Genomic DNA, 21,803 nt, shown 5'->3' on the forward strand with positions numbered 1-21,803 from the left:
TCAATCGATGGTCAACTTGCTCAGGCGCAGCAACTTGTCCGATGCTGCGCGGAAGCCGCGCACTTTCGCCGTGACGCCGTAGATACTCTGGATGCCGAACAGAAAGATCGATGGCTGTTCGGCGTTCATGATTTCCATCATCTCCTGGTAGTAGGCGCGTCGCTTTTCGACGTCCAGCTCCGACTCGGCGAGCTTGAAGAGGTCGTCATAGCGCTTGTTGCTCCACCCCGGCCTGTTGTTGGCCTGCGTGTACCACGTGGTCGCGAAGATGGCGTCGCCAAGGCTGTACCAGCCGACGAGGTGAACCGGCCCGATCTTGCTGCCCATCAGCGCCTTGATGTAGGTGCCGCTTTCCATGACGTTCGGTTCTGCCTTGACGCCCGCCTTGTTCAGCATGCCGACGACCGTGTTGACGATGTCAACGTCCGAAAGGTATTTGCCGGCCTGGTACGAGATGGGCACGCGGGTCGAGAAGTCGAAGTTTGCGGCCTTCAGAAGTGCCTTGGCCTTCTCCGGGTCGTAGGGTTGCGGACGCAGGCGCGGGTTGAAACCGAACGTGGCTGAGGTCAGGAGCTGGCCCTGCAGCAACTCACCATGCCCTTTCAGGATCTGCTTGAGTATCGTCGGCTTGTCGATGGCGAGATTGATCGCTTCGCGAACCTTGGGATTGTCGAATGGCGGGATACGCGTGTCGAACGACAGCACCATGCCGGCCGTCGAGGTCGTCTCGAGAATGCGGTTCGCCGGGTCCGAGGTAACCTGGTCGAGCAGATCCACCGGCACTTCCTCGATGATCTGGCTTTCCCCCGCCAGAAGCGATGCCACACGCGTCGACGCTTCCGGAATCTGGCGGATCACGAGACGATCGACCTTCGGCGCTCCGCCCCAATAGTTCCGGTTGGCCTTCAGTTCATAGCGGTCGCCGCTGATCCACTTGTCGAAGACAAACGGGCCGGTACCCAGAGGGCGTTTGAGCATCGCGTCGGCGCCGTTTGCGGCGTAGTAGTGCTCCGGCTCCATGACGATGTCGGAGAGGCCCCGCACCAGCGTTGGGGTGGGGGACTTCGTGAGGATGTCGACGGTGTAGTCGTCGACCGCCCTAGCGCCGGTGACCTGGGCGATGCGCGAGAGGAAGCCGTAGCCCGTCTGCGGATTTACCACGCGCCCGATCGTGAAGACGACGTCTTTCGACGTGAAGGGCTTGCCGTCATGCCACTTGACGTTCTGGCGCAGGGTGAAGCGCCAGGTGTTCGCATCCACCTGCTTCCAGCTGGTGGCGAGGCCGGGGGCGAGATTGCCGTCGTCGTCGCGCTGGACAAGCGGATCGTTCGTCTGCGTCAAGAGGCTGAGCGACGCGAAGGTCGCTCGTCCCGTGACCAGCGAGTCGGGAAAGGACGCCGCCGCTACGGTCAGCACCTTGTCGGCGGCATGACCGTCTACGGCGCCCAGGAGCAGCATGCTGGACAGGCTGATGATTTTCAGGATGCGCATGGTTATCACCTCGAGTGAATGAAAGATTTGTTGTCGAACACGTGAAATCGACGGCAAAGGCGGCACATCGACATCTAGGCTCCCTCGCCTTGCCCGACCGCATGGCATGCGACTTGTCTGCCGTCCGCGGTCCGGATAGGTGTGGGATCGACTCGCGAGCAGACCGGCATGGCCATGGGACAGCGGGGATGGAAGCGGCAGCCGTTCGGGATGTTCTGGGCGGTGGGAACTTCACCAAGCACGAGACTGCGCTCGACGCGCTTGCGCACCAGGGGCTGCGGCACGGCCGAAATCAGGGCCCTGGTGTAGGGGTGCAGCGGCCTCTCGTAGATCGCTGCCTTGTCTCCCGTCTCGACGATCCGACCCAGGTACATCACGGCCACACGGTGCGCGATGTGCCGGACGACCCGGAGGTCGTGAGAGATGAAGAGATAGGAAAGCTGGAGTTTTTGCTGCAGTTCGACGAGCAGGTTGACCACCTGCGCCTGGATGGAAACGTCGAGCGCGGACACGGGCTCGTCGCAAATGATCAGCTCCGGGCGAACGGCGAGTGCCCTCGCGATGCCGATGCGTTGGCGCTGCCCCCCCGAGAACTCAGAAGGAAACCGGCCGACGTGTTCCCCGTCCAAGCCCACCAACGGGAGCAGCTCCTGGACGCGCCGCGCCCGCTCCTGCGCGTCGATTCCACTCAGCAGCATCGGCTCTTCGACGATCTCGCCGACCCGCATGAGCGGGTTGAACGCCGAGTTGGGGTCCTGGAAAACGAACTGGATGCGTCGCCGGAGCATGTCGAGCGCCGCCCGGTCCATGCCGGCGTGCGGCTGGCCGTCGAAGCTGATACTCCCCGACGTGGGCTCGATGATCCGCATCAGGAGTCGACCGAGCGTGGACTTTCCACATCCGCTTTCACCGACGAGTGCGAGCGTCTCGCCCCTGCCGATGTGCAGCGAAACGCCGTCCACCGCCCGCACCGTGGCCGGGCGCGATTTCCAGAACGACTTCTTTCGGGTGATGAACTCCCGTCGGAGATCCTTGACATCAATCAGGACATTTGGACTCACGAAGCGCTCCTTCCCACGTCCGCAATCCGGACGCACGCGGCGGCATGAAAGGGCGCTACGGCCCGCATTGACGGCGGCACCTGCGCGCACCTCTTCTCCACGTTCGGGCAACGCGGGGCGAACGCGCAGCCGGGGGGCATCTCGAATAGGCTCGGCACGACTCCACCGATGGCCGGTAGAGCGTCCCCACTCGGACCATCGAATGGCGGGATGCTCCTCAGCAAACCTTGTGTGTATGGGTGGGCGGGACGCTCGAAGATGTCGGCGACGGGCCCCTGCTCCGCGATCCTTCCCCCGTACATCACGACAACCTCGTCGGCCATCTCGGCCACCACGCCGAGATCGTGGGTGATCAAGACGATGGCCATACCCAGCCGCCTCTGCAATTGTTCGAGCAGTGCCAGGATCTGCGCTTGCGTGGTGACGTCAAGGGCCGTCGTGGGCTCGTCTGCGATCAGCAGCTTGGGATCGCATGTGAGCGCCATGGCAATGAGGACGCGCTGTCTTTGGCCCCCGGAGAGTTGATGGGGGTACCGGTGGATGGCTGTATCCGGCGAGGGGAGGCCGACAAGCTCCAGCAGTTCGATCGCGCGCAGTCGCGCATCGGCGTGGCCCATGGCGCGATGGATCCGCAAGGGCTCCTCGATCTGGCGTCCGATGGTGAGAACCGGGTTGAGGGCACTCATCGGATCCTGGAACACCATCGAGACTACTCGGCCACGGATGTGCGTCATCTCCTTCTCGCTGGCTGAGACCAGGTCACGACCGTCCAGAGTGATCTGGCCTTCCGTGATCTGAAGCGCAGGTTGAGCAAGCAGGCGCATGATCGCCATGGCTGTCACGCTCTTGCCGCTGCCCGATTCACCGACGATGCAGAGCGTGCGACCCGGATCGACCGAAAATGACACGTCAGCGATCGCGCAGGCCGACTTGTCTCCCCTCCGAAGCCGTACGGTCAACCCCGCGACGGACAGCAGCGGCGCACTCGCCACGCGCCGCGGCGGGCCTGATCGCAGCATGGCTTGCGCAGACATGTCAGGCTTGCAGATGCTGCGGCGGGATACCGAACTCGCGCTCGACCCCACGTTCGGCGAGCCACTCCTTGTGCCGCTGCAGCGTTGGGTCGTCCGCAAGTTCCTCGTAATATGGGACAAGCGGCGCGAACCAGTCGAAGATGCGACGTAGTTCGGCGATCGGTTCCGATGCGAGGTCGCAGCGCAGGTTGACACGCGCCATTCCGCGGCGACCAAAACTCAAGATGGCCGCGGACGTTTGCCCTTCTGGCTGCCCGCCCGAATCGCGTCCACCCTCGATCGCGAGCATCAGTCGTTCGTCGAAATTCATGCCGCGGCTACCCTCCCAGGCGTCGCACATGCCGTCGAGCGTCTTCTCGCCTGCGAGAAGGTTGCCGAACACGATGAAATCCGAACCGACCCTGTGCCCGGCCCAATGCCGGTTGTGCTTGCCCGTGAAGACAGCCATGCCGCCTCGCGCATCGATGACCCCTACTTGCCTGTATTCCCAATGGGCATCCATCTGCGCCATGTCCGTCAGAACCTTCCTCGCCGAGTACCCCGCTTCGAGCAGGCGCAGCGCCACCCTGCCAAGGCGGGGCTCGACGACAGCCTGATACGACAGGATTCCGGCCTCGGCCGCTCCAAACGGTGCGATCCAACCGACGGCAGGCGAGCCCGTCGCCGTGCACAAGCCAAATTCACCCGATTCTTTGTCACGCGCAATGATCGTAAAAGTCATGGTTGCCTATCTCTTTCGCTGGTGTTGTCCGATGAACGAAGTTTCGGCCGGCCGTCTGATTCTTTCCAATCCTTTCTGAAGGCGCTTTAATATGCTGACGGTATGAATGAACCTTTCATCGAGTTGCGAATGTGGCGTCAGTTCGTTGCAGTGGCGGATTCTCTGCACTTCGGCCGTGCCGCTTCCCGTCTGCACATGACGCAGCCTCCGCTCACGCAAGCCATCGCCACCCTCGAGGAGCGCCTGGGGGTTCGCCTCTTCGACCGCACCAAGCGAAGCGTGCAGCTCACGGACGCAGGAAAGTCGCTGCTGCCACAGGCGCGCGAGTTGCTGGCCCGTGCCATGAACCTGAGCGCGCATGCCCGCGCCACGGCGCAGGGTGAGGCGGGCCGATTGCGCCTAGCCTTCGTGTCGACCGTGGCCTACCAGCTGTTGCCGCAATGGATACAGGCCTTTCGGATGGCGTACCCGCGGATCGAACTCGATCTGGTCGAGTTGACCGGCGATGCTCAACTGCAAAGCCTGGAGCAGGGCGACATTGACGCCGGCTTCATGCTGCATTCGGTTGGTTTGGAACCGCCTGGAGTGCATCACTTACGGGTGATCCGCGAGCCGCTGCTGCTGGCGCTCCCCCAGCAGCACGAGTTGGCCATAACGCCCAAGCTCGCCTTAGGCCGCGCGTTGGACTTGCCGCTGGTGATCTTTCCCCGGCGGACCTTGCCTTCGGTGCATGATGCGGTCTTTGCCATGTACCACGCGGCCGGGCGCACTCCCCACGTCGCACAGGAAGCAGTCCAAATGCTGACTCTCGTGAATCTTGTCGCTGCCGGCCTGGGGGTAGCCTGGGTTCCCGAAACCGTGCGCCAACTCCAGCGAGCAGGCATCACGTATCGACCAATCTCTGGCAAGCAGGCCGAGCAGGTGCCGAAGGTCGACACAAGTCTGGTCTGGCTGTCGACAGATAGCCCGACGCTCAACCGATTCCTCGCGTTTGTGCGGGCAAACCTATCGTCAGATCCCGAGCCCTGAGCGACGGAAGTTGTTGCAGCGGCCAAGAACGGAGGCGACGCGTTGGGACAGCACGGTGCGACGATCGCCATCTTCGAAACTGTACCGCGGAGATGCGCATGCGAACGCGATCCAGGCGGGGGACGCGGGAGGCAGCACCAGTCGACCTCGATCTTGTTGCCGCGACCCATACAGGTCTCATCTCTGAATTGTTTAATCGCTGACCGGTACGCATACAGGTGGCCACTCTCAGCCGCCGTATTTGCGGGTCATCGGATCGCGCCTCCCGCCTCCCGCCTCCCGCCTCCAATGTCCCATTGCGCACCGACCATGGGGTCCCGCCCCCTGACAGTCTTTCTAGGCGGAGCCCAAAGTGTCGAGAACTATCCCGACGCAGGAATCCAGTGGAACTGGACCGATAACTTCGCGGTAGTGACACCCGCATATCCCTGCCGCCAGCATCAGTCAGTGAGCGTGCGTGTGCTTGGCCGCCATTCGCTGTGTAGCGAATGGGCCCCGTCCAGATGGGCGAAGCTCACGTCATGGTCGCGGCACTGCAGCGCCAGGCGAGCCGATGTCACTTCCCCGTCATACGCTTTAAGCACGGCAAGCCCCCAATCCTGCGAAGGCGACATGTCTCCGCTGGGGTGGACTCTTGTCGGCATGCAACAGTGCGCTGCCTGTTGCAGCGGAGGGGCCGGGCGATGACAGCGTCAATCAGTTGGCACATCAACCTCGCATCGTCGCGCCGACATCCATTCGGTCGACGTGTCCGACTGTTCGAGCACGCAAGCAGGCAGCTTGTCTCAAATGCCTGTCGGCGCGACGATGCCGCGCCGATAGTCCACCCATCAGTGCACACCGCCGCCGAAAACCCGAAGGAATGTCAACCATGAACGAAGCGAAACAAGGCCCTTGCCTCTGCGCCTGATGCCCCAGTTCGACCTGCGCCTGCCGCTGCCGACAACCCACGCCGGAAAGGAGCCGTGCCTGCGGTCCTCAATGCAAATGTGGCCCTCCCTTCGCCTGCCTCAAGGCCTGAGGCGCGCCGCCTCTGGTGCCGTCATCGGACCCGGAGGCGAACCATCCTTTCAACCATCCTGGAGCAGCCCATGAACCGCTTGATACGCATGCTGATGAGATTGATCCATCGACAAAGTACTACGAACGCCGTCGAGCGCTACCTGGCGCGCTCGGTCGACGCGCACGATTTCGAGGTGCGCGCGCAAGCGCTGGAACGGTGCCGCTCTTGAGCGGCCAGCCTCATGAACGAAGGCGCCACATGATCATCGGAACACTGTATTGGACGCAGCGTAGCGGGATGTTGAAGCTGACCGAGCGCTGGCGACTTACCCTCGCGGCGGTGCGCAAGCGTGCAGCCCTACGCAAGGAGGCGGCATCGCCCGGGGATTCAAGGCCATTGAACGTCCTGGATCAACTGGACCTGCGTGCCCTTGACCACATTGAGCCGCCGTGGGACGCACTCGCATTTGCCGCATCAACAGCCGCGCAAGAACTGCAGCCCCAATGGTTAACCAACCATTGCTGGCGAACGTACGCTTGGGGCACCTTGCTGGCACTCAACTCAGACCTCAAGTACGACAAGAACCTCTTCTTCGCGGCCTGTCAGTTGCACGATATTGGCCTCACGCCTCACGCCGCCTTGCCGAAGAATGAGTGCTTCACTCTACGCGGCGCCCGGGCGGCAAGCGATATCCTCCGGCTTGCCGGCGCGTCCGAAGGCCAGGTTCACTGCGTCGCAGAGGCCATCACCTTTCATCTGAATCTCGAGGTCGGCATAGTGCACGGAGTGGAAGCGCACCTTTTGCAGGCGGGTGCCGGACTCGATGTCGTCGGACAACGTAGCCAAGAAGTCCCGGTGTCACTGCAGCGTGGCGTTCTCGATAGGCATCCGCGGCTGGGCTTCAAGCACGCGTTCTGCAACTGCATGAAAGTCGAGTCGCAGGCGACACCGAATTCGCGCATGGGACTGTATGTGCGTCGTCTGGGATTTCTCGATCTGATCCGGCAAGCACCTTTTGATGAATAGCTCTCGCGCCTAGGAATCAATGCCCAGTCACCCTCACATGGAAAACGTTAGACCGCTGACAACGCCCACTGACGCATCCCTTGCCATGTCCACACCCACTGCCGATGTCCAATCTCGACGACTACCGCATCGTGTGGCTGTCATCGGCGCTGCAGGCGGTCTCGGCCAGGGAATACTCAGCGTGTGCCGAGGAGCGGGAATCAGTTTCACAGCCGTTGTCCGCTCCAGACCGGAACGCATAACTGATGTGCTGGGCGGATCTCGCGTTGCTGTTGTGAGGTCGCTCGCCGACCGGCGAGCTCTCAAGGTTGCATTCTCTGGTGCAGATGCCGTTCTCACAGCGCTCGGAGTTACAGCCACGACCCATGAACACTCCGCCTTGCTCTCAGCGAACATGGCCGCGGTTGAGGAGGCAATGTTGGCTGCAGACGTCGACCGCATCGTCATAATCAATACGTTGCTCACTTCACCACCAGGGCATCCTTCAAGCCGGGCCATGCGCTTCTTCACTTGCATGCCCGGAACAATGGGTCGCGGGGCTCGTGAGCAGCAAGCGGTGGTAGATGCACTCGGTAACGGTGCGTTCTCGTCGCTTCGCTGGACGCTGGTCCGCGCCGGATTGAGCTCTCGTGGCAAGGACGAGCGCCCTGTGGCCTCGGCGAACTGGGTCGGCGCTCTGAACTCTTGGTCACCGGTTTCGTATGAAGCCATGGGTCGATGGATGCTTGAGGAGGCAGCGGCCAATGACTTCCTCCGCGCAGCACCGCTGGTGTCGAGGCGTCGCACGTGAATGCCGCGTGCAGCCTAACCCTCTGCTTGAGCGGACGCGGACCTTGCATCGGTTCCGCTCGCACGCCTGACGGTGACGGCAGAACAAGTCGCAGCTCGCATCGGGATTACATCGCTCGGAAAAGGTGGCCAAACGCGCGGCTGACCTTGAGAGGTCGCTGAAGCCCTCGCAGAGTCAAGCTGTAGTGACCGACTTCGTCCCGCGTTGCGCTGAGGATGCAGTTGAAGTTAACCAGCACGCTGCGGTGCACTTGTTTGAAATCCGTGATGTCGATTTTCGACGCCAGTTCGCGAAGGCTCATGCGCACTAGCGCCTCACCCGTTGCGGTGACGACGTTCACGTACTTCTCGGTGGCCTCGAAACAGATCACCTCCGTCACGGGAATCATCCGAACAGTGTTGCCGACGCCAGCGCGAATAACCCTGATGCGCTCTGGAGAATTAGCGGCGGGCACGGATATCGACTGCACCCGCTGCATCAACGAAGCCAAGTCGCCGGCTACGGGCGCGTCGACGCGTTCGTCAAGCCGACGTTTGAGTCTCTCGACGCTCAAATTCAGTCGCTCGGCGGTGGCTGGCTTGAGCAAGTAGTCGACCGCCGCATGCTCAAACGCCGGGACAGCGAACTCGTCGTATGCCGTGACAAAGACAAAGAGGGGTTCGGCCCGCCCTCCAGGCCACTCGTCGGCAACCTCCTCTGCCACCTCAAGACCGGTCCTGCCCGGCATCTTGATGTCGAGAAACATGACGTCGGGTGTGTGCTCGAGCGCGAGTTCGATGGCGCTGAGTCCATCTTCGGCGACACCGAGCACCTGGAGCTCCGGCCAGACCTCGGCTAGCAGCCGAGTCAAGGTTCTCGCGAGCACGGGCTCGTCCTCGGCAATCACGGCGGTGGGGCGTACTGGGGCATTCATTTCGGGATCCTCACTCTTGCACATATGCCTGTAGGCTCTTTCGGGGTCAGCGTCAGAGTCGCCTGCGGCCCGTAGACAGCCGCCAGGCGCTGGCGAACATGAAGCAGGCCATAGCTGCCGCCAGCGGCACCCACCGATTTCCGGGCTTCGCCTTTCGGCGGTAAGCCAAGGCCGCTATCGATCACCGATATCTCGACGTGCGCGTCGACTTGACGCGCGATCACATCAATATTCCCCGCGCCCACCTTGGGCTCGAGCCCGTGCTTGATGGCATTCTCGATCAAGGGCTGCAGAAGCATCGGAGGCACCGCCACTTGTTCAAGATCCCCCGGCAGTTCGAGCCGGTACGTCAGGCGTGGCCCCATGCGCAACGACATGATGTCCAGATAGGCACGCAATTGTGCGAATTCGTTGCTGAGCGTGCTTGCCTCCGTCCGAGATGCCGCCAGCGCACTACGCAGGTATGTGATCAACCGGTCGATCATGACCTCGGCCTGCTGCGGATCCTCCTTGACCAGCGAGCGAAGATTGGCAAGCGTGTTGAACAACATATGCGGCTCGAGTTGCGCGCGCAGCAGCCGAAGCTGGGATTCGGTTGCCAGGCGCTGGGCTTCGGAACGTGCTGCCGCCTCCTTGGAGAGATGCTCGCGCGTGGCGAAGTAGTGCAACCCGAATCCTGCAATCAGCACAGCGAAAACGATAGGCACCATGCGATCGTTCCCGTGGCTCAGGATGTGGAACGGCTCGCCAAGGATGAGGAATGCAATCATGTGACCTACGGCATAGCCCATTGGGACGGCAATGACGCCGGCGAGCAGCCATCCGATCGTAGGCCTGACCCTTGGAATCCAGCGCGAAGGCCTAAGTAGTATTGCAAAGGCGATCATCGCCATGCCGACGCACTCGTTGAATACGAGCAGCCTGCCGAACGTGTCCAAGCCCGGCGCCGCAATGAAGAGAATTCCCGCTGACAGTGCCCAAAACAATGCCAAACCAGCGATCAGCCTCAACACGTCATGCAACGTTCGGGGTGCCAGGAAGAATGCAGCATTTGGGAGGGTAGCCATGTACCGCCGTTCGTGAAGTGAAGCGTCCCGCTTGGTCCATCAAGACCTTGGCCGGTATGCATTATTCATACTGTAGGCGTCGACCTAGAATCTGCCTAGCACGCCCGACAACGGTACGCAGGATTTGTCCACGAGCTGTCGATTTGGGCGACCGAACGGCGAGCAAGATCGGGCGTCGCGATCTTGGCGTCCATCCAGTGCGCTCGGTCAAGTCTGGACACCGGAATCGTGTCTGCGGAGCGACCTTCACGCGATTCGACGAGGGCATTTCAGTTTCCCCCTCGCTCATCGCGCGCGTTGCGGGCGCAAGTTGGCCAAGGTGCGCAGCATCCAGAAACTTGTGTCATCCCGACCGGTGCTTATGCTGGCCTAGCAGTTGGCCTCTGGTTGAGCCAGAGCATCGCGGCCGCCAGGGCAAGGAGCGGCAACATGGCCGCGTTGATGGCGGTCCAGCCCGCGCCGACGAGGAGGACGCCCGACCCGAAGGACATCAGGACAGCTACGCCGCCATTGGTCAGCTCCATGAGCGCCTGCGCCTGTCCACGTTCATGCTCAGAGTGCCCCGCGGCAAGCAAAGTTGTACCGGCGATCATCATCAGATTCCAGCCCAAGCCGAGCAGCAGCGAGCTCATGAGGAATAGCGGAAAGGCGTCGCCCGCGAGAGCGACGGCGGCGCTGGCAGCCAGAATTGCCGAGCCGAGTGCGGCGATTCGAAGGCTGCCCCAGCGGTCGACCAACGAGCCGGCGAAGAACGATGGCAGGAACATGCCTAGGACGTGCCACTGGATCACCCGCGCAGCGGAGGAGGCCGACAGTCCGCAGACGTCCATGGCCAGCGGCGTTGCGTTCATCACGAGAATCATCAGGCCGTGGCCGATGGCTGTGATCGTGAGGGCCGCGCGCAATGCGGGCCGCGCGAGTAACAGCTTCATGGCGGGCAAGCCACCGGCGGCGGGCTGGGGCACAGGGCCTTCGCGCAGTCGCGACATCACGATCGTGCCCAGTGCAGCCAGCACGGCGATGGCGATGTACGCGCCGGCAAAAGGCGTTGTGAGTGCATCGCGGGACCATAGTGCAATGCCCGGGGCGAGCACCGCGGCGCATATCCCGCCGCCAACCACGCATGCGGTGGCGCGCCCCTTTTGGTGCGTGGGGACGGCGTCCAGGGCCGCATAGCGGTAGAAGCCGGCGGATGCCTGGTAGCCGCCGATGCACGCGACACCGATGCAGAAAGCCCCGAAGCTGCCCAGTGTAACGGCCCCCGCACCGACGAGACCGCCCACCACGCCCAGTAGCGCGCCCAGCATCAAGCCAGGCTTGCGACCACGACGCTGCATGAAGGCCGACAGCGGCGAGACCGCCAGCAGGTTACCCATCACGAGCAGGGCGAGCGGCAGGGTCGCGAGTGAAGGCCACGGCGCGAGACGCATTCCCACCACGGAGGTGAGCGTGATGCCGATGGTCGAGCATGACCAATAGAGGGCCTGCCCTGCAAACAGCAGGCGAATGGCGGGATTGCGTAGCAACAGCATGACGAAGCGCTCCTGCGAGGGTGAAGTGGAATAAGAATGTGCGAAAGTTCGACGGTGTTCGGCATGGACCACGACGGCTTTGTCTGCCGTCTCCCGCTTCGGATGGGTACTGGTGCAACGCCTCGTGGACGCGCCATAGCGTCCGAGCTCGCGCGCGAGCCTGAAAGCCTCATCGCGCGCTGCACGGTTACCCCCCTGCATGAGCAGGGTCTGGTGCGCAAGAGCGTCCGTCAACTCGATCCACTTCCTGAACGAGTCGTCCGTCAGCGTCAAAGGGGTCCTCATTTGTTCATCGGATGGAGTTCGGCATGGCCCGGCGGCGGCAGGACGACTCGTCACCGCGGCGGGGCTTCATCAATGGGGCCTGACAGGGCTCCGAGGAATGCCGCCAACGCCCCGATCTCCTCGTCTGATAAGCGGATCGGCCTCCGCTGCGAATGGCCATCCTCGCCATTCGCCAGCTCGCTGTGACCGACCACGGCGGCCGGCGCCTTGACGTAGTGCGAGATGACTTCCTCGAGGCTGGCGAACTGCCCGGCATGCATGAAGGGCGGGCGCAGGGCGACGTTGCGCAGGCTGGGCGTTTTGAAGGCGGCTTGAAGTGTCGGGTCGTCGGTGACCATGAAGCGAAGTTCCTCGCAATGCTCCGCTCTCGCGTCGCTGAATGGGCCCAGGCAGTTGAATTCGTCGCGCTGCACCTTGGAGATTGCCGCGGCGCGCCCGAGGTCGGGCACATGGGGGTTGAGGGGCGGGACGCCCGTATTGTGAAAGTGCTGATCGGTCAACAGCGGGCCGTTGTGGCAGGTCACGCATTGACCCTTGCCGATGAACAGGCGCAGGCCGCTGAGCTCCTGAGACGTCAGCATCTGGTGGGCAATTGGGTCCTTGGCGAGCGTGCCCTCCACATATCGGTCGAAGCGCGACTCGCCATAGACGAGCGTCTTCTCGTATGCGGCGATCGCCTTGCCCATGTTGGCGAACACGCGGCTGACATCGTGGCGGGCCGCTGGGGTCATGGCCTCCCATGCGGCTCGCTCGGCGGGCGTGCCTGACGGTCCAGCGTCGGGCGGAAGATGCGACAGGCTCGGCAACGCTCCGAAGATGGCCTCGAACTCGGCCTTGTAGTGAGATTGCACGATACGGGCATAGTGAGTCCGGTTTCCGCCGTGCTCGACCGGATCTTCTAGGGGCCCGAGCGCCTGCGCCCAGAGACTGTCCTTCCGTCCATCCCAGAACAACCATGGGCCATGCCCCGCGCCGACAATCGGCATGGCTCTCCGCGTACCGACGCCGATCCCGCGCGCCACCGACCGCCCGTCCTGGAACTGGTGGTCCGGGGCGTGGCAACTCGCGCATGACACGGCCTGGTTGCGGCTGAAACGGACGTCGTTGAACAGGCGCTTGCCCAGGACCGCGGCGGCCGGCAGCCTCTCGACCGCATTCGAAGGGTCTCGCGGCGCGTCCGGCAGCTGGCTCATCCGAAGCGATGCCAGCGTGCCGATCTCGTCAGCCGTCCAACTGTCTTGCAGCGCCGGCCCAGCACCGATGGAGTTGCGGGCGAAGACACTCATTAGCGGAATCGCAGCCAGCAGGATCGAACCGACGCAGACAGCGACGTAAGTGGCAGTGGCTTTGGCTTTGCCCATGGTCTTTGATGCCTCTTGATACCGATGTGAGCGAAGTTGAGATCAGTGCCTCGTCGCGGGATCGGTGACCACTGTGTTGAACGTCACCTTGTCGTTGCCTTCGGGCGCTTGAATAGCGAGCTTGATCTCCCACCAGCCGGTCATGCTGAACTTCATGCCCTCAAGCACGTAAGCCCCGTCGCCAGGCAAGCGGGTGACCTGTGGGCGGGTCGGCATTCCGTGGCCGTGCTGGGGCATGCCCCCGTCCACGGCAATGCGCGCCAGGTTCACCGGAGTGCCATTCGGCGTCGTGACCTTAATCTGCCAAGCATGCAGCTGATTGATGGCCGGCGCAGTCGCGGGCGGCTGCAGCACAACGATAAACCTGCCTTCGGCCGTTGTGTGCTTCAGCGAGACATCCAGGTCGGATGGCGGCGTCGAGCAACCGGCGATGAACGATACCGCGAGTACGGCAAGGAGGGATGCGAAGAATCGAGACATGGCAGATGGTCTAATGAAGTGAGAAATGTTCGAACAAAACGGCCCTGCGCGACGCTCGCTTGTCGAGGCACTCTGGAGGAGGCGGGATCTCGTGGCAGTTGACTGACGACATGGCCCGTTGGCACTGCAATAACGCCAGCAACCAGTCATCCGCTCCTGGGGGGGCAGGCACCAGAAGCTTTGCAGCGTTGGGAAGATAGGCATGGACCGTCGTTCGTGAAGTGGAGCGTCCCGCCTAGCCCACCAAGACTTGGCCGGAATGCATTGTCTAGACTGTAGATAGTGACCTCGGGCCTGCCCAGCACTGTGACGCCAGCCGGCCGTATTTGTCTTCGAGCTGTCGATTTAGTCGACTGAACGGCGAGCAGCAGCCCCTTGTTGAGCGCCGCCGCCTTCGCGGGGCAGCATGCGCAGTGGTTCGTAGCGAATCACGGACACATGCGCTCCAGCAGCCGGCTCTGCCAAGCCGTGACCTCGGCCATGAGGGCATCGGTGACCGACCGACCCGAAACTGACCAATGCGCCCCACCCTTGCGAGGCCCTCGCCTTTGCTAACTGAGCACCATCGTGGATCGCCTGCTTGCCGATTCGCGACGGATCATCGCCGCGTGCACGAACATGAACTTGGCGAGAACCGTTCGCCTCCTTAACTGGCGCGACGGTCAGATGCGCGGCAAGGCGGCGGTGATGAGTGAAACGCAGGCCATGCTGCGCGCCGAAGGGGCGCGGCGCGAGTGCAGCGGCCTTATGCAGCCGTCGCATCCCGCTGCGACCCCGCAGCCGACGCGGCATCAGCACCGTCGAAACGACGCCGATAGAAGCGTCACGCAATGACTTCCGCAGCGGGAAGAAGGTCTCGTCCGACGACAAGTACCTCCAACCCCACGTCCGCATCGTCGTTCGCATCAATCAGAGGCCGGGCACCTGTCGATACCTGCAATGGCAACTCTTGGCGGTTCCGTCCTACATGCTCCGACACGTGCTCGACATCGGATCATCAACTGCATCAGGCGGCCGCTGCCGTCAAGAGGATCCTGAGCCCGCGCTTACGTCTCAGCGGGAGGGCTGTCGGCCAAACTATGGCATCTAGCCGAATATTCAAGTGCGTAAAGATCCCACCAAGTCGACCAGTCTCTCCGACTGAGTGTTTAGGGACATACAGGCCGCGCTGGTCTGTTCCACCAACGCAGCATTCTGCTGAGTTGCGCTACCAATCTCGGAAACTGAACTGTTCACTGCGTCAAGAGTTGACGCCTGCTGTGAAGCAGCTCGGGAGACTTCGCGAACCCGGCCTGCAAGCCGCTCGATAAGCTGAACCGTCTCTGCTGCAGCCGACCCACAAACACGAGCACGCTGAGCCGTATTGTCGATCTTTGAAACCGTATCGCCAATCAAGGCACGTATTTCCTGCGACGCGATTGCACTCCGCGCAGCAAGCGCACGTACTTCCTTAGCAACCACCGTAAATCCACGACCGGACTCGCCCGCCCTTGCCGCCTCGACTGCCGCGTTCAGCGACAGCAGATTAGTCTGAAAAGCAATCTTTTCGATTATTCCGATAATCTCGCGAACACGACTGGATTGATCCTCAATGTCACGCATCTGTTCAACGACGCCATCAACAACCGTCCTGGCGGTTGCCGCCTGGGTGCCCGCATCATTGGCCAGTCTACTCATCTCATCCGCGTCATCAGCGGTCCTGGCGGCTGCAGCCCCAACAAGACGCGCATCGGCAGCGGTTCTATGAAGTTCGGCGGCAGTGCGTTCCGTGCGATCAGAGAGGTCCACTGTTCCAGCAGTGATCTCGTGACACGCCGAGTTCATGTGAACACTTGCCGACCGAATCTCGGATGTCAATCGGGCCAGGAACTCCACCAAAGTGTCAACCGAGTCGATGATGCGCCCGAGTTCATCCCCGGGCTTCATTGTCGCCCGTACCGTCAAGTCACCCGTTGATGCTGCTCGCGTAACCCTTAGGACCTCACGGAGCGGTCCCAGCACGGCCCGGCGGACGATGAGGGTAAGTACAACCGCCACAAGGAAGCAAAGCACACTAGTTGCAAGCACTGAGGTTAGCAGCCTGCGAGCCAATTCGTTCGCCGAAGCAGCCTTGGCTTGGACGACCTCACGCTGTCGCTTCACACGATCGACAAGGATCACATGGAGCGTTGCATAACTGTCCTCTGCAGACTTCATGAAACTAGCGCTCATACTTAGTGCAACTGACTTCATCTCTAGTGCGGTTGAAGCGTAATTCATGTACTCCTTCCAGCGAATCTCAAGGTCACTTCCTTCAACCTCCTGGGGAAGCCGAAGAATGTTCTGCTGAACAGCAGAAAACTCTAACTGCAGTAGTCTGTCGTGCTTGGCGATGTGGTCTGACTTGAAACCCGCTGCCTCGAAAGCAATGCTTTGGAACAACATCCCGTTCACATTTGCAATCTGGGCCTCGAGCGCAGTGACTTGGGCCAACTCCACTAGCTGTTCTTGAGCCAATTCGTCGATGGTCTTGACCATCAATCTTGACCCGTTGACCCCTAGCCAAGCAACGACAAGCAGCCCCGCGAGAGCAACAATCGGCCCGACAGCAAGCTTCTTCCCAACTGAAATATCCCGAAGGCGCTTAAGCATTAGTCCAGTCTCTGAGTTGGAATGCGGCCGCCAATAGGCAAGCGCCATTAGCTCTTCGCTCGGCCAATGCCAACGAATAGATCAGTCCCCGGAATGCGCTTTATATACATCTCACGGGTTTCAATCTTCTTGGTTGTCTGATTAGGCCAGTCGTTCTCGACCCAACCTTCCCCGCTTTTCGCAGCACTCACGTAGTCCTGAACGAACAGCTTTCCGTTCTGGTCCTTGAGTTCCCAAAGCCTCTTTCCGACGAGTTGCGGCGTAACTGCATGCGCCTTGACCGTGCCTTGCAGGTCCGCAACTATCAGCGTCATGTCGTCCTTACGCCAATCAGCGGAATGCTCGGTGAAGTCCTTCAATGCCTGATCCAACCCTACCTTTTGTATGTGCTGAATCGCAGCCGCCGCCAGCGACTTGGCATCAGCGCGAGAGGGTGCGGCGTGAGCCTGCAGCGAGAGTGCCAACATACCCCCTGCCAGGATCGCGGAAACAGCTCGGCTTTCAAAATATGGGAACGGCATAAGCGCCTCTGTGGTGGTTGTTTAAAGAACGCCGCATTCATCGCATTGCACGAGGCGCGGCGTCAGGCAGCGACTTTGCCTCCCACAGAGAAAATGCACTTGAATGAAGTGGCTACTGTGGCCAAATTCTTGATGAGGACAGGACCTCGTTTCGCTGACGGATAGGGTCTTTGGTCCTTCGGACTTTTCAGTCGGTGAAGCCTCGCCTGATTTCCGGACTCTTCCAAACTAGAGGTAAGGTGGCTTTTTCGATCCGCCCGCGAGCGCAGGAAAGCGAAGCGATGAAGAGGTCGCGATTCAGCCAATCGGATGCATACGCGCGACGGCTGGCCGAGTCGGACACCCCGCTGATTGACGTGTGCCGCCATATCGGCGTGTCCGAAGCGCCCTTTTACATGGAAGAAGGTTCCGCGACTGGGACGTGACGTTGATCATGCGCCGGAAGATGCGCCAAGGCGAGAACGCCCGTCAGAAACGCATCGTGGCCGGCCTGGCTCTGAACAAGCTGATCCTGCAGGAGGTCATTCGAGTGAATGCTCTGAAGGCTGCCAAGCGGTGCGCACTTTCGGGCTGGATACAGGAGCGCCTTCAAGTCAATATTCCAATTGACGCTGTGAAACCCTCAGTCTTGTACCAGGAAAAGCGGGGCGCATGACAAGGGTGCGCTGCGCCGGCGCATCGGGGCTGCCGAGCTTCGGGTACTGGGCACCAATCGATACCGCAAGCCCTGCCTCTTCGTAGCAACGCTGCACTACTCCCGGCACAGCTCCCGCAGCCTAGCCTGGAGGTCCGGCCAGCATGTCTGTGACGAGTTTCACGAGCGGGCCTTTCGTTACTTAAGTGGCACTGGCCGCCATGTGGGTGTTGGACATCGCCCATCCCCCGGATCGTCATAATCTGACTTTCCTGCCTGGAGCAGTTTGACCGGCCATACGGGGAGCAGTTTGAGGTGGCCGTCAGTGCCTCTCGCATTGCCAAATTTCGCAATTCTTCCCGCTTGCCAAATTTCACTCCCACTAATCTGGCGCGAGCCCACACCAATGGGTCGTAGAGAAGGAACTTACCATGCTAAAACCGCGGCCACGCAGGCCTATCTCCGGTATAGGTAGAGTATTGTTTTGGCCTGGCGGAAGCGTTTGGATTGGTCGGCAGGCTGGTCTCGGCCTAGAGCATTCGCATCATGCCATACAGATTTCCCTTGCCCTGACGGGCAGCATAAGGCTCCATGCAAGTGCTCCTGATTGGGAAGAATGCCGCGGAGCGGTTCTGCGGCCGCATCGACCCCACCGGTTCGATGGCTGCGGGCAAACCGTTGCAAATATCTTAGTAGACCCTGAGTCTCTTTCGGGAAGAGCGCTTGCCGGGATATTCAACGAGTCCGATGTCCATCGGCTTCCTAACCTCGAGGCAACGGAGCTCTGCGAATTGATGCTCAACGCATTCATGGCGGAATGTCCGGACGCATCTCTTGTTAAGGCATCGCTGCAGGTCATCGGAATCCTCACCAAGGATCAAGGTACCGTAGCCGCCGTCGATGATCGAATTCCCATAGCTGTTGAAGCGATACGCGCGCGACTCGAGAGCCGGGTCACTCTGGCGCAGATCGCCGAGACAGTAAACCTATCCGCAAGCAGGTTCCGCCACCTCTTTCGAGAGCAGACCGGGATGTCTTTTCGTGCATATGTTTTGTGGATGCGACTTGAGAGAGCCATCACCTGTGGAATGACCGTCGGCTCCTGGACGGAAGCTGCTCAGCAAGCAGGGTTTGCAGACTCCGCGCACTTGACCCGAACCTGCAGGGCAATGCTGGGTGTAACTCCTGCAATGTTGATTAGCGAACAGCGGCGCTAGGCAGGCAACGCTGCGAGCGCGAGGGACCCCGCCACCGGCTGGGGCCGGACGCTTTGCTGTTCGTGTCGCTTGCACAGGCTCGCACCAAAGTGAACTATCAACCGCTCGACGCCCTTGGCCGTCCCCGCGATGAATGCTCTGATGCCCCCGCTGCCGCCCACGCTGCAGTACTGCCGTAGGTCAAGCAGTACCGATGGACTGACCTCTTCGCCATAACGCGCATGCGCGATGGCTACGGACGATCAGTGCTCGGGCGGCACCCCGGAGTTGACCCCCCTGCCTGCTTCGCGGACGCGGTGGGACTTGACTCTCAAGGCGGTGACGTCGCCCCGCGAATTCCGGACTTTTCAAGTCCAGAGCGGAGGTGGCTTCTTTCGGCCAGCCCGCGAGGGGCGGGAAGGAGAAGCGATGAAAAGGTCGAGATTCAGCGATGAGCAAATCGCATACGCGCTACGGCTGGGTCCTGCGTCGAAGTTAAGATGGGCTGCTCAGCGCTTGATCGGTGGCAGGTCCGTGCAGCTGCCGTGCGCGGCTTCCGCCGCGAGGCCGATGCTCTCGCCCAGGGTCGGATGCGGGTGGATCGTCTTGCCGATGTCGAAGGCATCGGCACCCATCTCGATTGCCAGCGCGATTTCTCCGATCATGTCGCTCGGGGTCCGTATAGGCCACGCTGGGGATCACCCGSGCATTGAAGGCCGCGCTCGCCAGCTCACTGTCACCCTTCTGCTCGCCGGCGATGACCTCGGCCGCCACGTGCGCCTCGTGCACCGCCTTGTGTTCCAGCATCGGCTGGCCCACGATGTCGCCGACCGCGAAGATATGCGGCACATTGGTGCGCATCTGGATGTCGACCGGGATGAAGCCGCGGTCACTCACCGCGATGCCCGCCTTCTCTGCGCCGATCTTCTTGCCGTTGGGACTGCGGCCCACCGCCTGCAGCACCAGGTCGTAGASCTGCGCTTCCTTGGGTGCCTGCTCGCCTTCGAAGCTGACGCGGATGCCTTCCTTGGTTGCCTCGGCGCCGACCGTCTTGGTCTTGAGCATGATGTTGTCGAAGCGCGGCGCGTTCAGCTTCTGCCACACCTTCACCAGGTCGCGGTCGGCGCCCTGCATCAGGCCGTCGAGCATCTCGACCACGTCGAGCCGCGCGCCCAGCGAGGAGTACACRGAGCCCATCTCCAGGCCGATGATGCCGCCGCCGAGGATCAGCATGCGCTTGGGCTCGATGCCGAGTTCGAGCGCGCCGGTGGAGTCGACCACGCGCGGGTCCTTGGGCATGAAAGGCAGATGCACGGCCTGCGAGCCGGCCGCGATGATGCAATGGCGGAACTTGACTGTCTGCGCCTTGTCGGTGGTGGCGCGGCCGTTGCCCGTTGTCTCCTGCACCTTRACGTGATACGGATCGACGAACTCGCCGACGCCGCGCACGGTCGTGACCTTGCGCATCTTCGCCATCATGGTCAGGCCGCCGGTGAGCTTGCCCACGACCTTGTTCTTGCGGGCCAGCAGCTTGGCGCGATCGACCGCGGGCTCGCCGAAGGTCACGCCCATGTCTGCGAAGTGCTTGACYTCRTCCATCACMGCGGCCACGTGCAGCARGGCCTTCGAGGGAATGCAGCCGACGTTGAGGCAGACGCCGCCCAGGGTCGCATAGCGCTCGACCAGCACGACCTTGAGGCCCAGGTCGGCCGCGCGGAACGCGGCGGAATAGCCGCCCGGGCCTGCGCCCAGCACCAGCAGATCGCACTCGAGGTCGACGCTGCCGGAGTAAGTCGGCGCGGGGGCCGGGGCTTGCGCGGGTGCCGCCGGCTTCGGTGCCGGCGCCGCAGCAGGGGCCGAGGCCGGGGATGCGGCTGCCTGGGCAGGCGCGGCAGCCGCACCCTCGAGCGCCTCCAGCGTCAGTACCACCGAGCCTTCCTTGACCTTGTCGCCGACCTTCACCGCCACGGACTTGACCACCCCGGCATGCGAGGAAGGAATCTCCATGGAAGCCTTGTCCGATTCCACCGTGATCAGGGATTGCTCGGCCTTCACCGTGTCGCCGGCCTTCACCAGCACCTCGATCACCGCGACTTCATCGAAATCGCCGATGTCCGGCACTTTGACTTGTAGTTCGCTCATTTGGACACCTTCAGTTTGAGTGTGAGAACGTCGACCGGTCCGGCCGAGTTGCGGTCGAATTCGCATGCCGCGGCAACGCCGGCCTCGGCCACGTCGCGCGCGGTGCGCGCCTTGTCGTACACCGCATGCATCGCGCCGAGCGCGAAGCTGCGCCCGGAGCCGATGCTCCAGAACTGCTTGAACTCGAAGACTTCGCGATAGCTGTAGACGCCATAGATGCCGCTCGCATTCGCCAGCAGCATCGTGAACTGGCTCGACTCGTAGGGCTCATGCTCGTCCTCCTTGGCCTGCAGGAAGAACGAGTCCTTCAGCACCGGATGCAGCAAGGTGAAGGTGCGAAAGACCTCGTCCTTGCTGCCGAAGCGCAGCGCCTCGGGCGGCTGGGCGGCCAACGCGTGCTGCAGCACCAGGAAGTGCGCCGCCGCGCCGGCCACCGCGAAGATGCTCTGGCCCGCGGCGTCGTTGACCATGAACAGCTTGCGGTTCGCCTCGGCCCGGTGCGACAGCCGCGTGTCGCCGAAGGTCACGAGCGAATCGGCAGCCATCACCACCTGGCCGCCTTTTCGGACGGCCACGACGGTCGTCATAGAAGAACGCGTCGGAAGTCGGCGAGAACCTGGCCCAGGTAGGCGTTGAAGCGCGCGGCCAGGGCACCATCGATGACGCGATGGTCATACGACAGCGACATCGGCAGGATCAGGCGCGGCTGGAAGGCCTTCCCGTCCCACACGGGCTTCATCGCGCTCTTCGACAGACCCAGGATCGCAACCTCCGGCGCATTGATGATCGGCGTGAAATGCGTGCCGCCGATCCCGCCGAGGGAGCTGATCGAGAAGCAGCCGCCGGTCATGTCGGCCGAACCGAGCTTGCCGTCCCGCGCCTTCTT

General features: G+C 62.0%; 20 protein-coding genes and 1 pseudogene. 7 read left to right on the top strand and 14 right to left on the bottom strand.

The features are described from left to right. From AC1DNF_RS25520 to AC1DNF_RS25535, 4 genes are all read right to left on the bottom strand, one after another. Positions 1 to 1,491, bottom strand: a complete 1,491-nt coding sequence (locus tag AC1DNF_RS25520) for an ABC transporter substrate-binding protein (RefSeq protein WP_478151439.1) — start codon at positions 1,489 to 1,491, stop codon at positions 1 to 3. 74 nt (positions 1,492 to 1,565) lie between these two features. Then, positions 1,566 to 2,552 (bottom strand): ABC transporter ATP-binding protein, encoded by a 987-nt coding sequence (locus tag AC1DNF_RS25525; RefSeq protein ID WP_478151440.1) that lies wholly within the window; start codon positions 2,550 to 2,552, stop codon positions 1,566 to 1,568. Further along, positions 2,549 to 3,586 carry an ABC transporter ATP-binding protein gene (locus AC1DNF_RS25530; protein WP_478151441.1) on the bottom strand — a complete coding sequence of 346 codons (1,038 nt, stop codon included), beginning with the start codon at positions 3,584 to 3,586 and terminating at the stop codon, positions 2,549 to 2,551. The genes AC1DNF_RS25525 and AC1DNF_RS25530 overlap by 4 nt, the downstream gene beginning before the upstream one ends. A 1-nt stretch (position 3,587) precedes the next feature. Next, positions 3,588 to 4,307: a DUF1028 domain-containing protein gene (locus AC1DNF_RS25535; RefSeq protein WP_478151442.1), complete on the bottom strand. Its 720-nt coding sequence runs from the start codon at positions 4,305 to 4,307 to the stop codon at positions 3,588 to 3,590. Positions 4,308 to 4,409: 102 nt separating this feature from the next. On the opposite strand from AC1DNF_RS25535, the gene AC1DNF_RS25540 reads away from it, so the two are divergent. The 4 genes from AC1DNF_RS25540 (at position 4,410) to AC1DNF_RS25555 (ending at position 8,155) form a co-directional block, all read left to right on the top strand. Next, on the top strand, positions 4,410 to 5,336 hold the full coding sequence (locus AC1DNF_RS25540; RefSeq protein WP_478151443.1) for a LysR substrate-binding domain-containing protein: 927 nt from the start codon (positions 4,410 to 4,412) through the stop codon (positions 5,334 to 5,336). Between the two features lie 1,091 nt (positions 5,337 to 6,427). After that, the gene (locus AC1DNF_RS25545) at positions 6,428 to 6,568 is read left to right on the top strand and encodes a hypothetical protein (RefSeq protein WP_478151444.1); all 141 of its coding nucleotides are present in this window, start codon (positions 6,428 to 6,430) and stop codon (positions 6,566 to 6,568) included. Positions 6,569 to 6,597: 29 nt separating this feature from the next. Then, positions 6,598 to 7,365, top strand: a complete 768-nt coding sequence (locus tag AC1DNF_RS25550; protein WP_478151445.1) for an HD domain-containing protein — start codon at positions 6,598 to 6,600, stop codon at positions 7,363 to 7,365. Between the two features lie 85 nt (positions 7,366 to 7,450). Continuing rightward, positions 7,451 to 8,155: an NAD(P)H-binding protein gene (locus AC1DNF_RS25555; RefSeq protein ID WP_478151446.1), complete on the top strand. Its 705-nt coding sequence runs from the start codon at positions 7,451 to 7,453 to the stop codon at positions 8,153 to 8,155. Between the two features lie 106 nt (positions 8,156 to 8,261). On the opposite strand, the gene AC1DNF_RS25560 is transcribed toward AC1DNF_RS25555, so the two are convergent. The 5 genes from AC1DNF_RS25560 to AC1DNF_RS25580 form a co-directional block, all read right to left on the bottom strand. Next, positions 8,262 to 9,068, bottom strand: a complete 807-nt coding sequence (locus AC1DNF_RS25560) for a LytR/AlgR family response regulator transcription factor (RefSeq protein WP_478151447.1) — start codon at positions 9,066 to 9,068, stop codon at positions 8,262 to 8,264. Beyond that, positions 9,065 to 10,135 carry a sensor histidine kinase gene (locus AC1DNF_RS25565; protein WP_478151448.1) on the bottom strand — a complete coding sequence of 357 codons (1,071 nt, stop codon included), beginning with the start codon at positions 10,133 to 10,135 and terminating at the stop codon, positions 9,065 to 9,067. Before AC1DNF_RS25565 ends, AC1DNF_RS25560 begins: the two co-directional genes overlap by 4 nt. Positions 10,136 to 10,494: 359 nt before the next feature. After that, positions 10,495 to 11,940: an MFS transporter gene (locus AC1DNF_RS25570; protein ID WP_478151449.1), complete on the bottom strand. Its 1,446-nt coding sequence runs from the start codon at positions 11,938 to 11,940 to the stop codon at positions 10,495 to 10,497. Positions 11,941 to 12,002: 62 nt separating this feature from the next. Beyond that, positions 12,003 to 13,313: a cytochrome-c peroxidase gene (locus AC1DNF_RS25575; RefSeq protein WP_478151450.1), complete on the bottom strand. Its 1,311-nt coding sequence runs from the start codon at positions 13,311 to 13,313 to the stop codon at positions 12,003 to 12,005. A 42-nt stretch (positions 13,314 to 13,355) separates the two neighbouring features. Beyond that, positions 13,356 to 13,793, bottom strand: coding sequence for a FixH family protein (locus AC1DNF_RS25580; protein WP_478151451.1), 438 nt, complete (start codon positions 13,791 to 13,793; stop codon positions 13,356 to 13,358). A gap of 567 nt (positions 13,794 to 14,360) precedes the next feature. Here AC1DNF_RS25580 and AC1DNF_RS25585 point away from each other — a divergent pair. Then, a complete protein-coding gene (locus AC1DNF_RS25585) occupies positions 14,361 to 14,627 on the top strand; it encodes a hypothetical protein (RefSeq protein WP_478151452.1) in 267 nt (88 codons plus the stop codon). 264 nt (positions 14,628 to 14,891) lie between these two features. Here AC1DNF_RS25585 and AC1DNF_RS25590 read toward each other — a convergent pair whose 3' ends face one another. Both AC1DNF_RS25590 and AC1DNF_RS25595 read right to left on the bottom strand, forming a co-directional pair. After that, complete coding sequence (locus tag AC1DNF_RS25590; protein WP_478151453.1) at positions 14,892 to 16,424, bottom strand: methyl-accepting chemotaxis protein; 1,533 nt, start codon at positions 16,422 to 16,424, stop codon at positions 14,892 to 14,894. Between the two features lie 47 nt (positions 16,425 to 16,471). After that, complete coding sequence (locus AC1DNF_RS25595) at positions 16,472 to 16,945, bottom strand: cache domain-containing protein (RefSeq protein ID WP_478151454.1); 474 nt, start codon at positions 16,943 to 16,945, stop codon at positions 16,472 to 16,474. 421 nt (positions 16,946 to 17,366) lie between these two features. Here AC1DNF_RS25595 and AC1DNF_RS25600 point away from each other — a divergent pair, with 421 nt between their 5' ends. Both AC1DNF_RS25600 and AC1DNF_RS25605 read left to right on the top strand, forming a co-directional pair. Then, a complete protein-coding gene (locus AC1DNF_RS25600) occupies positions 17,367 to 17,600 on the top strand; it encodes a hypothetical protein (protein ID WP_478151455.1) in 234 nt (77 codons plus the stop codon). A gap of 773 nt (positions 17,601 to 18,373) precedes the next feature. After that, the gene (locus tag AC1DNF_RS25605; protein ID WP_478151456.1) at positions 18,374 to 18,796 is read left to right on the top strand and encodes a helix-turn-helix transcriptional regulator; all 423 of its coding nucleotides are present in this window, start codon (positions 18,374 to 18,376) and stop codon (positions 18,794 to 18,796) included. A gap of 488 nt (positions 18,797 to 19,284) precedes the next feature. On the opposite strand, the pseudogene AC1DNF_RS25610 reads toward AC1DNF_RS25605, so the two are convergent. The 3 genes and pseudogenes from AC1DNF_RS25610 to AC1DNF_RS25620 all read right to left on the bottom strand — a co-directional run. Beyond that, positions 19,285 to 20,917: pseudogene (locus AC1DNF_RS25610) on the bottom strand (dihydrolipoyl dehydrogenase family protein). Next, positions 20,914 to 21,504: an MFS transporter gene (locus tag AC1DNF_RS25615; protein WP_478151457.1), complete on the bottom strand. Its 591-nt coding sequence runs from the start codon at positions 21,502 to 21,504 to the stop codon at positions 20,914 to 20,916. The pseudogene AC1DNF_RS25610 and the gene AC1DNF_RS25615 overlap by 4 nt, the downstream one beginning before the upstream one ends. Next, positions 21,501 to 21,803: 2-oxo acid dehydrogenase subunit E2 (locus tag AC1DNF_RS25620; RefSeq protein ID WP_478151458.1), on the bottom strand; the 303-nt coding region annotated here is incomplete at its 5' end. The genes AC1DNF_RS25615 and AC1DNF_RS25620, both read right to left, overlap by 4 nt.

It is taken from the genome of Variovorax sp. 01T432, assembly GCF_056398605.1.

Bases quoted from the DNA above. Each gene is read 5' to 3' on its own strand.
- AC1DNF_RS25520 (WP_478151439.1), bottom strand. From the start codon at position 1,491: ATGCGCATCCTGAAAATCATCAGCCTGTCCAGCATGCTGCTCCTGGGC.
- AC1DNF_RS25530 (WP_478151441.1), bottom strand. From the start codon at position 3,586: ATGTCTGCGCAAGCCATGCTGCGATCAGGCCCGCCGCGGCGCGTGGCG.
- AC1DNF_RS25535 (WP_478151442.1), bottom strand. From the start codon at position 4,307: ATGACTTTTACGATCATTGCGCGTGACAAAGAATCGGGTGAATTTGGC.
- AC1DNF_RS25540 (WP_478151443.1), top strand. From the start codon at position 4,410: ATGAATGAACCTTTCATCGAGTTGCGAATGTGGCGTCAGTTCGTTGCA.
- AC1DNF_RS25545 (WP_478151444.1), top strand. From the start codon at position 6,428: ATGAACCGCTTGATACGCATGCTGATGAGATTGATCCATCGACAAAGT.
- AC1DNF_RS25550 (WP_478151445.1), top strand. From the start codon at position 6,598: ATGATCATCGGAACACTGTATTGGACGCAGCGTAGCGGGATGTTGAAG.
- AC1DNF_RS25555 (WP_478151446.1), top strand. From the start codon at position 7,451: ATGTCCACACCCACTGCCGATGTCCAATCTCGACGACTACCGCATCGT.
- AC1DNF_RS25560 (WP_478151447.1), bottom strand. From the start codon at position 9,068: ATGAATGCCCCAGTACGCCCCACCGCCGTGATTGCCGAGGACGAGCCC.
- AC1DNF_RS25565 (WP_478151448.1), bottom strand. From the start codon at position 10,135: ATGGCTACCCTCCCAAATGCTGCATTCTTCCTGGCACCCCGAACGTTG.
- AC1DNF_RS25575 (WP_478151450.1), bottom strand. From the start codon at position 13,313: ATGGGCAAAGCCAAAGCCACTGCCACTTACGTCGCTGTCTGCGTCGGT.
- AC1DNF_RS25580 (WP_478151451.1), bottom strand. From the start codon at position 13,793: ATGTCTCGATTCTTCGCATCCCTCCTTGCCGTACTCGCGGTATCGTTC.
- AC1DNF_RS25590 (WP_478151453.1), bottom strand. From the start codon at position 16,424: ATGCTTAAGCGCCTTCGGGATATTTCAGTTGGGAAGAAGCTTGCTGTC.
- AC1DNF_RS25595 (WP_478151454.1), bottom strand. From the start codon at position 16,945: ATGCCGTTCCCATATTTTGAAAGCCGAGCTGTTTCCGCGATCCTGGCA.
- AC1DNF_RS25605 (WP_478151456.1), top strand. From the start codon at position 18,374: ATGCTCAACGCATTCATGGCGGAATGTCCGGACGCATCTCTTGTTAAG.
- AC1DNF_RS25615 (WP_478151457.1), bottom strand. From the start codon at position 21,504: ATGACGACCGTCGTGGCCGTCCGAAAAGGCGGCCAGGTGGTGATGGCT.